This is a genomic window from Candidatus Accumulibacter sp. ACC007, assembly GCF_907163205.1.
GTDB lineage: Bacteria > Pseudomonadota > Gammaproteobacteria > Burkholderiales > Rhodocyclaceae > Accumulibacter > Accumulibacter regalis.
This window is the reverse complement of record NZ_CAJQUD010000001.1, coordinates 1350167-1363195: the sequence shown is the minus strand read 5'-3', so window position 1 is coordinate 1363195 and position 13029 is coordinate 1350167. Positions and strand designations below refer to the sequence as shown.

Annotated in this window: 13 protein-coding genes; 10 read left to right on the top strand and 3 right to left on the bottom strand. The window is 65.5% G+C overall.

What is annotated here, in order from left to right; translation table 11 throughout:
- Positions 1–257 precede the first annotated feature (257 nt).
- The 5 genes from rocF to QZ634_RS05865 all read left to right on the top strand — a co-directional run bounded on the left by rocF (position 258) and on the right by QZ634_RS05865 (position 4047).
- The gene (rocF, locus tag QZ634_RS05885; protein ID WP_291986358.1) at positions 258–1181 is read left to right on the top strand and encodes an arginase; all 924 of its coding nucleotides are present in this window, start codon (positions 258–260) and stop codon (positions 1179–1181) included.
- Positions 1182–1293: 112 nt separating this feature from the next.
- Positions 1294–2007 carry a hypothetical protein gene (locus tag QZ634_RS05880; RefSeq protein ID WP_291986356.1) on the top strand — a complete coding sequence of 238 codons (714 nt, stop codon included), beginning with the start codon at positions 1294–1296 and terminating at the stop codon, positions 2005–2007.
- Between the two features lie 376 nt (positions 2008–2383).
- Positions 2384–2584 (top strand): zf-HC2 domain-containing protein, encoded by a 201-nt coding sequence (locus tag QZ634_RS05875; RefSeq protein ID WP_291986354.1) that lies wholly within the window; start codon positions 2384–2386, stop codon positions 2582–2584.
- 85 nt (positions 2585–2669) lie between these two features.
- A complete protein-coding gene (locus QZ634_RS05870; protein ID WP_291986352.1) occupies positions 2670–3383 on the top strand; it encodes a TIGR04283 family arsenosugar biosynthesis glycosyltransferase in 714 nt (237 codons plus the stop codon).
- 13 nt (positions 3384–3396) lie between these two features.
- Positions 3397–4047, top strand: a complete 651-nt coding sequence (locus tag QZ634_RS05865) for a TIGR04282 family arsenosugar biosynthesis glycosyltransferase (RefSeq protein ID WP_366145360.1) — start codon at positions 3397–3399, stop codon at positions 4045–4047.
- 75 nt (positions 4048–4122) lie between these two features.
- On the opposite strand, the gene QZ634_RS05860 is transcribed toward QZ634_RS05865, so the two are convergent.
- Together QZ634_RS05860 and nhaR are read right to left on the bottom strand one after the other, a co-directional pair.
- A complete protein-coding gene (locus QZ634_RS05860; protein ID WP_291986348.1) occupies positions 4123–5055 on the bottom strand; it encodes a Tim44-like domain-containing protein in 933 nt (310 codons plus the stop codon).
- 126 nt (positions 5056–5181) lie between these two features.
- Positions 5182–6192, bottom strand: a complete 1011-nt coding sequence (gene nhaR / locus QZ634_RS05855; RefSeq protein ID WP_291986346.1) for a transcriptional activator NhaR — start codon at positions 6190–6192, stop codon at positions 5182–5184.
- A gap of 119 nt (positions 6193–6311) precedes the next feature.
- On the opposite strand from nhaR, the gene QZ634_RS05850 reads away from it, so the two are divergent.
- The 5 genes from QZ634_RS05850 (at position 6312) to QZ634_RS05830 (ending at position 11877) form a co-directional block, all read left to right on the top strand.
- Positions 6312–6695: an HPF/RaiA family ribosome-associated protein gene (locus QZ634_RS05850; protein WP_291986344.1), complete on the top strand. Its 384-nt coding sequence runs from the start codon at positions 6312–6314 to the stop codon at positions 6693–6695.
- A 55-nt stretch (positions 6696–6750) separates the two neighbouring features.
- A complete protein-coding gene (locus QZ634_RS05845) occupies positions 6751–7434 on the top strand; it encodes a Bax inhibitor-1/YccA family protein (RefSeq protein WP_291986342.1) in 684 nt (227 codons plus the stop codon).
- 267 nt (positions 7435–7701) lie between these two features.
- A complete protein-coding gene (gene moaA / locus QZ634_RS05840; protein ID WP_291986340.1) occupies positions 7702–8781 on the top strand; it encodes a GTP 3',8-cyclase MoaA in 1080 nt (359 codons plus the stop codon).
- Positions 8782–8875: 94 nt separating this feature from the next.
- Positions 8876–10147, top strand: coding sequence for a gephyrin-like molybdotransferase Glp (gene glp, locus QZ634_RS05835; RefSeq protein ID WP_291986339.1), 1272 nt, complete (start codon positions 8876–8878; stop codon positions 10145–10147).
- A 209-nt stretch (positions 10148–10356) separates the two neighbouring features.
- Complete coding sequence (locus QZ634_RS05830) at positions 10357–11877, top strand: mechanosensitive ion channel family protein (RefSeq protein WP_291986337.1); 1521 nt, start codon at positions 10357–10359, stop codon at positions 11875–11877.
- Between the two features lie 150 nt (positions 11878–12027).
- On the opposite strand, the gene QZ634_RS05825 is transcribed toward QZ634_RS05830, so the two are convergent.
- On the bottom strand, positions 12028–13005 hold the full coding sequence (locus QZ634_RS05825) for a hypothetical protein (protein ID WP_291986335.1): 978 nt from the start codon (positions 13003–13005) through the stop codon (positions 12028–12030).
- Positions 13006–13029: the final 24 nt, after the last annotated feature.

Here is a 13029-nt window from a genome sequence, read left to right as displayed (position 1 = left end):
GCGTATCGAGTTCTTGCGTTGGGAAGCGGCGAGCGTACTACTGTTCCATGGCGGCGGGCAATGGCTGCTTTCGTGTAGTGACTGCGTGCCGTGGCGGTCGAACGAAAAATGGCGGAAACTGTCTCCCTCGGTTCGGCGCCGGCCAGGGCGCAGAAGCGCTTCGGCTTCCCAGGCGACGCTGGCGGCAGACCAGGCTCGCGCGCGATTCGCGTCGTCGGTGGCCGCCGATTTCATGGATGACCCGACTCAAGACTGCGATGACCATAATTCCCGTAAGCCTCATAGGCGTTCCCACCGACGTCGGCGCCGGAACACCCGGGGCGCGCATGGGGCCGGATGCGCTGCGCGTCGCGGGCATCGTTCAGGCGATCGCTCACTTTGGCGTCGAGGTCAGGGACTGCGGTAATCTGAGCGGCCCCGGCAATCCGGACCTGCCGGCGGTCAACGGTTTTCGGCACATGCGCGAAGTCGCGGCGTGGAACCGCAGCGTGCATGACGCGGTGCATGCCGAACTGCACGATGGGCGCCTGCCGATCATGCTCGGCGGTGACCACTGCCTGGCCATCGGTTCGATCAGCGCCGTCGCACGCCACTGTCGCGAGACGGGGAAAAGGCTGCGCGTGCTGTGGTTCGACGCGCACGCCGATTTCAACACCGCGAGCGTGACCCCCAGTGGCAACATCCACGGGATGCCAGGCGCTTTCCTGTGCGGTTATGGACCATCGCTGCTGACCGAAATCGGCGGCCATGTACCGGCCATCCTGCCGCAGGACATTCGCCAGATCGGCATCCGCAGCGTCGACGACGGTGAAAAGCGCTTCCTGGCCGAGATCGGCATCGAAGTCTTCGACATGCGCTACGTTGACGAGGTCGGCATGCGGGAAACGATGGAGCAGGCGCTGGCCGGCGTGGCTTCGGATACCCACCTGCACGTCAGCCTCGACGTCGATTTCCTCGACCCTGAAATCGCGCCGGGGGTGGGGACCACGGTACGCGGGGGGCCGACCTATCGTGAGGCGCAACTGTGCATGGAAATGATCGCCGATACCGGGCGACTGCGCTCGCTCGACATCGTCGAACTCAACCCGGCTCTCGATCTGCGCAACATGACCGCAGAACTGGCGGTGGACCTGGTCGAGAGCCTGTTCGGCAAGAGCACACTCATGCGCCTGCACCGGTAGCCGAGGCGGGAGCAGGCTGCTTTGCCGCCGCTCGCCTGCACCGGCAGCATCGCGCCGTCAGCAACGACGGCAAACGTCCTCGAGCACTTGTTTTTTCCTCCAGCGAGCCCAAATGAATCCTTCGCCCAACCTGGACGGCCTGAGTCCTGAACGCCGTGCTTCGATGCTCGCCGCTGCCGGCGAGATTCGCGAGTGTTACCGTGTTCTCGAAAAGGCCGGCATCAATCTCGTCGGCGAGGTACTGCGCGGGCAGGGTGAGTTTGTCGAACTCGAACACTATCCGCGCGACGACGTTTTCGACCGCGAAACGCAGGCGCAGTACTACTACCATACGCATCGCGACGGCGAACTCGAACACGGCCATTTCCATCTCTTTCTGCGCGCTGGCGGCCTGCCGCCGGCCTGCCGTCCGCTCGACTACCCGCAGGCCACCGATACCTGGCCAGCGGGCGACGACGCGCTTGCTCACCTGGTGGCGATTTCCATGGACGCCTGGGGCTATCCGATCGGTCTCTTCTGCACCAACCGCTGGGTGACTGCGGAAGCGTGGTACCCCGCCGAGCAGACGATCGCCATGCTCGACCGCTTCGCCATCGACCATGCCTTCCCCAATTGGGCGGTCAATCGCTGGCTGACCGCGATGCTGCAGCTCTTCCGCCCACAGGTCGAGGCGCTGATCCGGCAGCGCGACGCGGTGGTCGCCGAGTGGCAGGCGAGTGCGCCGGGCGCGGACGTCTTCGAGGACCGCAACCTGGAGATCACCGGCTATCTGCCGATCGACGTCCAGGCGCTGATCTTGGCGCTTGAAGCCGCGGCAGGGCAATGACTGCCGGCGCCCGTGGGCGCTGCGTACAGGTGTGGTGAGTGATCGGGACGCGCGGCTGGCCAGCGCGACGTCGCGGCTGCATTGAGTTGTAAGAATTGAAAATCTCACGCGACTGTTAGAAGTATCCCGGCCGTGCATTGGCGGGGGAAGTGTTTAGGAACCGATCGCTGACCGTTTTCGGGGTCGAGCGGGCGTTGGCGATCAGCGCTTGAGCGTGCCAGAGCATTGTGAAATGAAGGATAATCTTGAGCTTTCCCAGCGACGCTTGCCGCCGTTTCGCCGTGCGGCCCGCGGTCATCGCCAACTTACTGCTTTCCCGCTGCACCGCGTGCGATCGCGCGGCGCCTGACGATTCACGACGCTTCGGAGAACACGCATGTTGACTTGCCGGGAGGTCACCCAATTACTTTCCGAGGCGCAGGATCGCCCATTGACCCTCGCCGAACGCCTGCGTCTGCGCGTGCATCTGGCGATGTGCCAGGGTTGTGCGAACTTCAAGAAGCAGATGAACTTCCTGCATGAGGCGTGCCGCCAGTTTGTCGGCGAGCCGGCCGGCAAGGAGCGTGGTGGCGATTAGTTGCCGACGTCGCTGCCCTTGCTGCGGTTCCTGCCGGTAATCAGCTGATGGCGCCGTTCGCTGATCAAGCGATGACCGATGACCGATGACGACACCGGACGACGAACGCCCCTTCCTGTCCTTGATTCTGCCGGTACTCAACGAGGCGACGACGCTCGCCACGCAACTGGCGCAGCTGCAGTGCCTGCGCGCGCGCGGCGCCGAGCTGCTGGTCGTCGATGGTGGCAGCAGCGATGGCACGCCGGCGCTGGTCGCGGACGTCGCTGACCGGCTGCTCGACTCGCCGCGCGGGAGGGCGCTGCAGATGAACGCCGGTGCGCGTGCCAGTCGCGGGGAGGTGCTGCTCTTCGTGCATGCCGATACGACCCTGCCGCGCGATGCCGACGCGCTGATTCGTGCGGCGATCGTCGGCGGTGCGACGTGGGGACGCTTCGACGTGACCATCGCTAGCCGCCATCGCTTGCTGCGTGTCGTCGCAGCGATGATGAACTGGCGCTCCCGGCTGACCGGGATCGCCACCGGCGATCAGGCGATCTTCGTTCGCCGCGAGGCCTTCCTGGCGGTCGGAGCTTTTCCCGAATTGGCGCTGATGGAGGACATCGCGCTCTGCAAGCGGCTCAAGGCTATCGCTTCGCCGGCGTGTCTGCGCGCCCGGGTGAGCACGTCCGGGCGGCGCTGGGAGAAGCATGGCGTGCTGCGCACCATCGTGCTGATGTGGCGTTTGCGGGCGAGCTATTTTCTGGGTGCCGACCCGGTGCAGCTGGCGCTTCGTTATGGCTATTCGCCACGCCAGCCCTGAGCCACGATCGACTGTGCTGCCTGCACTGGCCGTTTTTGCCCGTGCGCCGCAGGTGGGGGCCGCCAAGACCCGGCTGATTCCTGCCCTCGGCGCCGCCGGAGCGGCGCGCCTGCATCGTCGGCTGACTCTGCACGCGCTGGCGGTGGCGAGGCGGGCGGCGCTGGGCAGCGTCACCCTTTGGGTTGCGCCGGACGGCCGGCACCGCTTCTTTCGGGCGCTGCGTGATTGCTGCCGGGTCGAGCTTCGCGAGCAGGTTGGCGCGGACCTTGGTGCGCGCATGGCAGCGGCCTTCGCCGCCCAGGCCGGTTCCCTGCTGTTGATCGGGACCGATTGCCCGGCGCTGCAAGCGGAGCATCTCGCGGCGGCGGCCAGGGCGCTGGGCGAAGAGTCGCCGGAGGAGGGCAACGATGCGGTCTTCATTCCGGCCGAAGACGGCGGCTACGTACTGGTCGGTCTGCGTTGCCCGCAGCCGGGCCTTTTCACAGGCGTCGATTGGGGTAGCGAACGGGTAATGCTCCAGACGCGGCAGCGGCTGTTGGCGCTGGGCCTGCGTTGGCGCGAGCTGCCGCCTCTCTGGGACGTCGATCGGCCGGCCGATCTGCCGCGGCTGGCGACGCTACGCGGCTTCACGGGCGACAGGGGAGCGACCCGCGAGCGGGTTTGAAGCCGTGTTCGCCGCACATTGCCATAGTCGGCCGGCGCCAGCAGCCCTGCTGCCGGCGGTCGGCCTGCAGATCACTTACTGCATCTGCTGAATGCCGGCCAGTGTCCAGCCGCCCTTGCCGTGGCGCGGCTTGACCAGGTGCCAGACCTCGTCGATGGCTTCGGCGGCGGCGTCCTTGTCTTCCCGAATCAAACCGGAGAAGCGGACGCTGACCACGTAGCGGCTGGCCTCTTCGGCGACGTCGAGGACTTCGGCTTCGATGGTCACGACGTCGGTCTCCTGTACCGCGTCGCCGCGCTCGGCGATGGCCATGCTGATCTCGGCAAACATCTCGGGAGTGGTGAACTCGCGAATGTCGTCGAGGTTGCCGGCGTCGTTCGCGGCCTGCAGTCGAATGAAGCTGACCTTGGCGTTGCGCACGAAGCCGGCGGCGTCGAAATCGAGCGGGATGTTGGCGCTGCTGGCGAGCGGCGCTGCGCCGGGGACCGCGGCGGTCGAGCTGCCGGCAAAGGAGGTAGCGGTCGCCGAGGAGGGCAGCATCGGCGATTCATCGAGGCCCCGATTGCTGGGCGCGTTGCCGCTGCCGGCCGCCGCGTATTGCAGTCCTCCCGGCCCACCGACTCCGGCCTGTCGGGCGGCGGCACGGCGGCGCATGATGAAGCCGACGACCAGCACCGCGGCCATCACCAGCAGGCCGATCATCAGCATCGAGGCAAGTTCCTCACCGAAGCCGAGGTGCGAAGCCAGCGCGGCCAGTCCGAGACCGGCTGCGAGACCGGCAAGCGGCCCCATCCACGAGCGCTTGGGCTGCGCTTGCGACGCAGCGGCTGCTGCCGGCGCCTTGGCGGCACCGGGTGCCCCGGCGGCGGACTTGTCGGCGCTGATCGAATCGCGCTGCATACCCGATGATTTGCCGGCGCCGAGGCGCTTGCCAGCGGCATCGGCATCGCCGACGGTCAGTGTCAGGCCGAGAGCCAGCACGGCGGCCAGCAAAGAGAAGGTTTTCATGGTCGTTCCTTGAATCCGGATGGAAGAGAGAGCCACCATAGACCGAGGGAGGGCGACATAAAAGCAGAATTATTTACACTGACACTTCGAAAATAATGAAGTGTGCGCGGGCTTCCGCAGAGCGGCTCAGGAGTCCTTGCCCGGCGACCGCGAGCGGGCGCGGGAGCCCGCCGGCTGAAGCGATGTCTCTGCCTGCTCCTGAGGGGCTTTTCTGGAGCGTCGTGGCGCGCGCGTCGTGGCGCCGAAAACCTGATCGCGTGCCACCTGAATGATGGCAACGATGGCCGGGTGGCTCAAGCGACGCTCGGTGGTGATCGCGAAAAGCTGTTCGGCGATCGAATCGATGCGCCCGATGGCGCGCACGCGATACTGATCGCTGACGAAGGCAGCGATTGCTGTCGGGGCGACGAAAAGGCCGGCTCCGGCCTGCCCGAAAGACTTGAGCAGCGCGCTGTCGTCGAATTCGCCGACGATGCGCGGATGCAGGCGGGAGGCTTCGAACCACTGCTCTAGTCGCAAGCGGATCGCCACGTCGTCGCCGGGCATCAGAAAGGGGGCGCCGTTAAGCATCTCCGGGAAGCTGCCGTCGAGTTTGGCGAGCAGAGCCGGCGCGGCGAAGACGGTGAGGTCGCTTTCGCCCAGCGGGTGGCTGTAACCACGGACATTGAGATTTGCCGGCATCGGTCGGTCGGCGATGACCATGTCCAGACGATGCACGGCGAGGTCGGCGAGCAGGCCGGTCAGGCGCCCTTCACGGCAGATCAGGCGCACCGCTTCGGGCAGATGCAGGACCGGTTCGACGAGCCGCAGGGCAACCGACTTGGGCACCGAATCGGCAATTCCCACGGCGAAAGGCAGGCTCTGGGTCATCGTCTGGTCGCGAGCGACCTCGAGCAGCTCGTCACCGATGGCAAAGATTTCCTCGGCGTAGCTGAGGATGCGCCGCCCCGCGTCGGTGAGTTCCAGGCCGCGGCCGGCGCGGCGAAACAGCTCGACGCCGAGTGAATCTTCCAGCTCACGCAACTGGCCACTGACCGCCTGCGGCGTCAGGTGCAGCTGTTCGCAGGCGCGAGCGATGGCGCCGCACTTGGCGACCATCCAGAAGTAACGCAGGTGCTTGTAGTTGAGCGAGGCCACGGCGATTAGAGGGAAGTGGCAACAAAAATCGATCTGTCGAGACAGTATATTCGATTAGTCGGATGTCTCGTTATATCCTAGACTGACCTTTCCGATCAATGCACGCGAGGAGCGCTTTCATGCACATCGTTACCCGAGCCAGGGGCTTTGATCTCAGCGAGGAGGTCCGTGAGCACGTCCGGCGGCGCCTCGGCTTTTCGATCGACTGGGCGTACGACCGCGTCAGCAGTGTCCTGGTCGTTCTTTCCGATGTCAACGGGCCGCGTGGTGGCAAGGACAAGCGCTGCCGCATTCAGGTCGCCGTCACCGGAGCGGCCGACGTGCTCATCGACGACACCCAGGCCGACCTCTACGTAGCCATCGACCGGGCTGTCGATCGCGCCGGGCGGACTCTGGCCCGCCACGTCGCGCGGCAGCGCCAGCGTCAGCCTGGCCGTAGCAGCGAAGCCCGTGCAGTGCTGCTTGCCGGCGCCCAGTCAGACGTCGCTGCAACGACGGCTTGAGCCGCGTGCGACATGACAGCCGCGGCTTGAAATCCCTTTCCTACAGGAGTTCAGAATGAGTACCTTCAAAATACAAACGGCGACCGGCGTTGCGCAGAGCAGCAGCGAGTCGATCCGGACCACCAATACGGTGATCCGCAACACCTATCTGCTGCTGTCGATGACCCTACTTTTCGCGGCCCTTACCGCGGGCGTCGCTGTGGCCTTGAGGCTGCCGCATCCCGGGCTGATCGTCACCCTGCTCGGCTATTTCGGTCTGCTTTTCCTCACCAACCGGCTCCGCAACAGTGGCTGGGGCGTGGCTTCGGTGTTCGCCCTGACCGGTTTCATGGGCTACACCCTGGGGCCGATCGTCGGTCACTACCTTGGCCTGCCCAATGGTGGCCAGACGGTGATGATGGCGATGGCCGGAACAGCGACGATCTTCGTCGGTCTGTCGGGCTACGCGCTGACCACGCGCAAGGACTTCAGCTTCATGGGCGGTTTCCTGATGGTCGGCGTCCTGCTTGCTTTCCTGGCCGGTCTGGGGGCGATCTTCTTCGAAATCCCGGCGCTGTCGCTGACCGTCTCGGCGGCCTTCGTGCTGTTGATGTCGGGGCTGATCCTCTACGAAACCTCGAACATCATCCACGGCGGTGAAACCAACTACGTGATGGCCACGGTGACCCTCTTCGTCGCCATCTTCAATCTCTTCACCAGCCTCCTGCACCTGCTGGGATTCATGAACGGTGACGATTGAGCCCGGGCGTGGGTAGGCCGGCGGTCCATCTGCACTGACTGAGCCAGGCGGTCTGGGCAGCGCGCTTCCTGATCGCTGCCCTCGCGGCCATCGTTGTTCGGCAGGGCTGCCGCAAGTCCCTGCCGCCTTCCTGCTGGTCACCTTGGGTGGCCAGTTGCGCTGTGCGTGGCGCGTCGGGGTGGGGCAAAGTTCGCTATAATCGGCCGCGAACCGTTCTCATCTTCACCTCTTCTCGCCGCCACAGGCAGGCCCCAGGGAGCCTCTCCCATGCGCAACGAATCGCTGACCCCGGAGGCCGTTCCGGATTCGCTGGTCGGCTTCACCCCGCCGACGTCGCCGGCGAGCTCGCCGCATGCCGACGGGACGCTGGTAGACAAGTACGGGCGCCACGTGACCTACGTTCGCCTGTCGATTACCGACCGTTGCGACTTTCGTTGCAGCTACTGCATGGCCGAGGAGATGACGTTCCTGCCACGGGCGCAGGTGCTGACGCTCGAGGAATGCCTGCGCCTGGCCAGTACCTTCGTCGATCTCGGGGTGACCAAGCTGCGCGTCACCGGCGGTGAGCCGCTGGTTCGCCGGAACGTGATCTGGCTGCTCGAACGGCTCGCCGTGCTGCCGGGATTGAAGGAGCTGGTGATCACCACCAACGGCTCGCAGCTCGATCGCTTCGCACCGGCCTTGCGGGCTGCCGGCCTCGCACGCATCAACATCAGTCTCGACACTCTGCGTGCCGACCGCTTCAGAGCAATCACCCGCGTCGGCGACCTGGCCAAGGTGCTACGCGGTCTCGATGCGGCGCAGGCTGCCGGTTTCCAGCGCCTCAAGCTGAACACGGTCATGATGCGCGGCAGCAACGACGACGAGTTTCCGGCGATGGTCGGGTTCGCCGTCGAGCGCGGAATCGATATTTCCTTCATCGAGGAAATGCCGCTCGGCGAAATCGGCCATGGCCGCCAGTCGACCTACATCAGCAGCGAGGAAGCGATGGCCCGACTGGCTGAACACTTCGTGCTCGTACCGTCCACCGAGAGCTCCGGCGGGCCGGCGCGCTACTGGCGGATTCCGGGGGCCGCGACGCGGGTCGGTTTCATCTCGCCGCACAGTCACAACTTCTGCGACAGCTGCAACCGCGTGCGCATCACCGCGCGCGGCGAACTCTACCCCTGCCTGGGCAACAACGACGCCAGTCAATTGCTGCCCCTGCTGCGCGCGCATCCGACCGATGACCGCCCGCTGCGCGCGGCGATCGTCCACAGCATGGGCATCAAGGCCAAAGGCCACGACTTCAGCAATCAGATGGACGCCCCGCAGGTGGTGCGCTTCATGTCCATGACCGGCGGCTGAACGCGGCTCGCCGCGCGCGCTGGCCCGTTCGGCGCGGGCGTCGCCCAGCACAAGCATCCCCAGTCACCCCCACCCACCTTCGAGGCGAGTCGCCATGAGTCTCACTGCCCGTTTCAGCTGCCTGAGCGATTACGACCCCGACGCGCTGTCGGTCGAGCAGGCGCGAAGCTTCATTCGCAGCCAGCTCACCCCTGTCGGTACGCACGAGCGTCTGGCGCTGCGCAGCGCCCTGGGTCGCGTGCTGGCGAGTGACGTCATCGCGCCATTCAATGTCCCGGCGCACGACAATTCGGCGATGGACGGTTACGCGCTGCGCCATGCCGACCTGGCGAGCGGTGACGCGACGAGGCTGCGCGTGATCGGTACGGCGCTGGCGGGGAAGGTCTTTGCCGGTTCCGTGGGCGCCGGCGAGTGCGTGCGCATCATGACCGGCGCGCTGCCGCCGGCGGGGACCGATACGGTCGTGATCCAGGAGGTGGTCCGGGTCGACGGCGATCATCTCGTCATCCCGGCCGGCCAGCGTGCGGGCCAAAATATCCGTCTGGCTGGCGAGGACCTGGCTTCCGGCAGGCCGGCGCTCGCCGCCGGGCGGCTGGTTCGCCCGGCAGAACTCGGGCTGATGGCTTCGCTCGGCTGTGCAGAGGTCAGCGTCTACCGCCGTCTGCGCGTGGCCTTCTTCTCGACCGGCGACGAACTGTGCTCGATCGGTACGTCGCTTGCCGACGGTGAAGTCTATGACAGCAACCGCTACACAATTTTCGGCATGCTCACGCGCCTCGGCTGTGAGGTGCTCGACCTCGGCGTCGTCCGCGACGATCCGGCAAGCCTCGAGGCGGCGTTCCGCGACGCCACTGCCGCGGCTGACGTGGTGATCACCAGTGGCGGCGTCTCGGTCGGCGAGGCCGATTTCGTCAAGCCGCTGATGGCCCAGCTCGGCGAGGTGCTGTTCTGGAAGATCGCCATGAAGCCCGGGCGGCCGATGGCCTTCGGCCGCATCGGCGGTGGCGAGCGTGCCGCCTGGCTATTCGGTCTGCCGGGCAATCCGGTCGCGGTGATGGCCGCTTTCTACCAGTTCGTCCGTGACGCGCTGTACCTTCTGATGGGTGCCGACCCGGCTCCCGGCGTGCCGCTGCTGCCGGCGGTGAGCAGCGTGGCGATGAAAAAAGCCCCCGGCCGTACCGAGTTCCAGCGCGGCATCGTCAGCCAGGTGGATGGGCACTCCTCTGTTCGCCCGGCAGGCGCGCAAGGCTCCGGCGTCCTGCGCTCGATGTCGGAAGCCAACTGCTTCATCGTCCTCGAACACGATCGCGGTCAGGTCGCCGTCGGTGATCTGGTCCAGGTGCAGCTGTTTGACGGGCTGGTCTGAACAGCGTCGTCAGTCGCGGTGACACCGATCCACTTGCGTAGTCCGCCTGTCTGCTCCCGGTGGTGCCCGGTAGGGGCCCGGTTTGCGCCGGCTGCGGGAGCTGAAGCGGCAGCAGGGATTCGCGCCGCGTGCGCCCGCCGGGCTTCCGTTCTCCGATCCGCGCCTGGCGCGGCGGCTGACTCGACGAGGGCGAAGCGATGGAACGTATCATGAGCAAGATGCTCACGCATTTCTGGCTACCCGAAACAAAATACATCATTGCCGCGGTGCTCATTCTGGCGCTGCTTTGCTTGCGTCTTCTGCCCAAGGAACGTCGGCGCATTGCCAACACCGTGGCACTGTTTGTCGTCTGCGTGGCGGGGCAGGCTTTCGGCGCATGGCTGCAGGCGCTCGACTATTCGCGCGCGGCGGTGATGGTGCACGAGGTTTTCGTCATCGGTTCGGGCATGGCGATGCTTCGCCTTGCCGCCTTGTTCATCTTTCGCGTCATCCTGCCGAAAGTGGGCATCGTCGTCGTGCGCATCGCCGAAGACATCACGGTGCTGGCCGTCTACGTGGCCTTCCTGCTGGCACGGCTGCATATCGTCGGGCTCGATCCGTCGAGCTTGCTGACCACTTCGGCGGTGCTCACGGCGGTACTGGCCTTCTCGATGCAGGATACCCTCGGCAACCTGCTTTCCGGCGTCGCTCTGCAGCTCGACAACTCGCTTCGTGCCGGCGACTGGATCAAACTCGACGACATCAGTGGCCGCGTGCTGCAGACGCGCTGGCGACAGACGACGATCAGGACGCGCAATGGCGACGTGGTCGTCGTTCCCAACAGCCAGCTGATGCGCGGGCGGTTCACGCTGTTCGGCCGCGCCGACGTCCCGAGCTGGCCATGGCGGCGCTGGGTGTGGTTCAACGTGACCTACGAGTCGCCGCCGGCCGCTGTCATCCAGAAAGTCGAGAAAGCGATCAATGGTGCCGAGATTCCGAATATCGCCCGCGAGCCGCCCGCGAGCTGCGTGCTGATGGAGTTCGGCGCTGGCTACGGGCGCTACGCGCTGCGCTACTGGATGCTCGATCCACAGCCGGACGATCCCACCGACTCGGTCGTTCGCGTGCATATCTTTGCTGCTCTGCAGCGCGCCGGGATGCGTTTGGCGGTCCCGGAACAGGCGCTGCACGTCACCAAGGAGAACGACAGGTATCGCGAATCGGTGCACCGCCGTGAAATCGAACGCCGGATCGCTGACCTGCGCAAAGTCGAGCTGTTTGCCGGGTTGCAGGACGACGAACTGCGGACGATCAGCGAGCGGCTGGCCTATGCGCCGTTTGCTCGCGATGACGTCATCTTCCAACAGGGCGACGCGCCGCAGTGGCTCTATCTGCTCACCGTCGGCGAAGCGGAAGTGTGGATGGATTTTCCCGGTCACCCACGGCAGCTCTTCCGGACCATTCAGGCCGGCGGCACCTTTGGCGAGAAAGGCGTGCTGACCGGCGAGGCACGACGCGCCACCGTCACCGCCAAGACCGATGTCGTTTGTTACCGGCTTGACCAGACGACACTGGAAGATGTTATCCGCTCAAGACCAGCCATCGCCGAAGCGATTGCCGAAATTCTCGCCCGCCGTGAAGCGCAGATGGACGAATTCCACAACCAGTTCCTTGACGCTCACGCTGATCGCGCAGCGTCGCCGCCGAAGGCCGGCATGCTCAAGCTGATGCGGAATTTCCTCGGGCTGTGAGGGGCGAGTCGCGTGCTCGCGTGTGCGAAAAGCGTCGTTCCGTGAGCGTCGTGCATGCGCCAAGCCGTGAAAGCGCCACCGTCGGCACGACGTGATCGAGCCTGTGATCGTCAGCGACGCGAAAACCCAAGACCATCATCGGAGCGTCGCTCATGCGGGCAGCGGCGCCGGCACGAAGGGCGCTCGGCCGCTGCTCAGGTAGGCCGCGCAACGCTCGATGTATTCGCTCGTGCTTTTCGGCATTGGCGTACATGCGCGCGCGATATAGAAGACGAGGTCGCGGCCGTTCCGCAGCAGCTGCAAGCCATCGGAAACGCTGTGCAGCGCGCTGCCGCTTCGCTTTTCGCTCGCTTCTCCCGCCGCTTGCGGCGTGAAGCTGGCCAGTCGTTCGCCGGCGGTGACCAGGTGTGCCCAGACGTCGAAGATCCCCGGGTCGGTGCGCAGTGTTTCGGTCTTTATCCTGGCCGCTTCGGCGAAATCTCGAATCGGTGCCTCGACGGCCTCAAAGGTCGGAATGCGGCAGAAGGCGCTGACCATCGCATCCGCGATCCGGTCGATGTCGCGCATGCTCTGGCCGATCTTGACGTAGCGGCTTTCATAGAAATCTTCGACGGGAATCGAAAAAGCCCGGAAAGGTTCGCCCCACAACTCGTCGATTCCTTCCTCGCCGCTGCGGTGGAGAACGAAGCGGCCGAGCTGCATGGCTTCGAGCAGGCATTGGCCGCATTCGCGCATCAGGGCATTGTCACTGCCGACCTCGACGCCATCGGCCTGCAACTCGACCAGCCGTCGGAAAATGTCGGTCGCGCGATTGAAGAGGGCGCCGGCGAGCATCCCGGCCTTGACCCGCCGCCGCCCCGGGTCGGATTCCGCGACGAAACTCTGCCGCGTTTCGCCGAGGCGGCAGCCGGGAATGTTGAGCCCATGCTCGGTGTGGTTGAACAGGCGCCGGGCCAGCGCTTCGATCAGCGACTTCTTTCCCTGCAGTGAATCGGCCGGTACCGGGTAGGTCTTGATCCAGTAACCATCGTAGAGCACACGCTCTTCATCGTCGAAGACTCTTCGCCTTCCCTCGGGCGGCAGTGGGTCAATGGTCGACGGCGGTTCGAGGCGGAAAACATTGTTCATCAGGGTGATTCCCGGAAAGCGGAT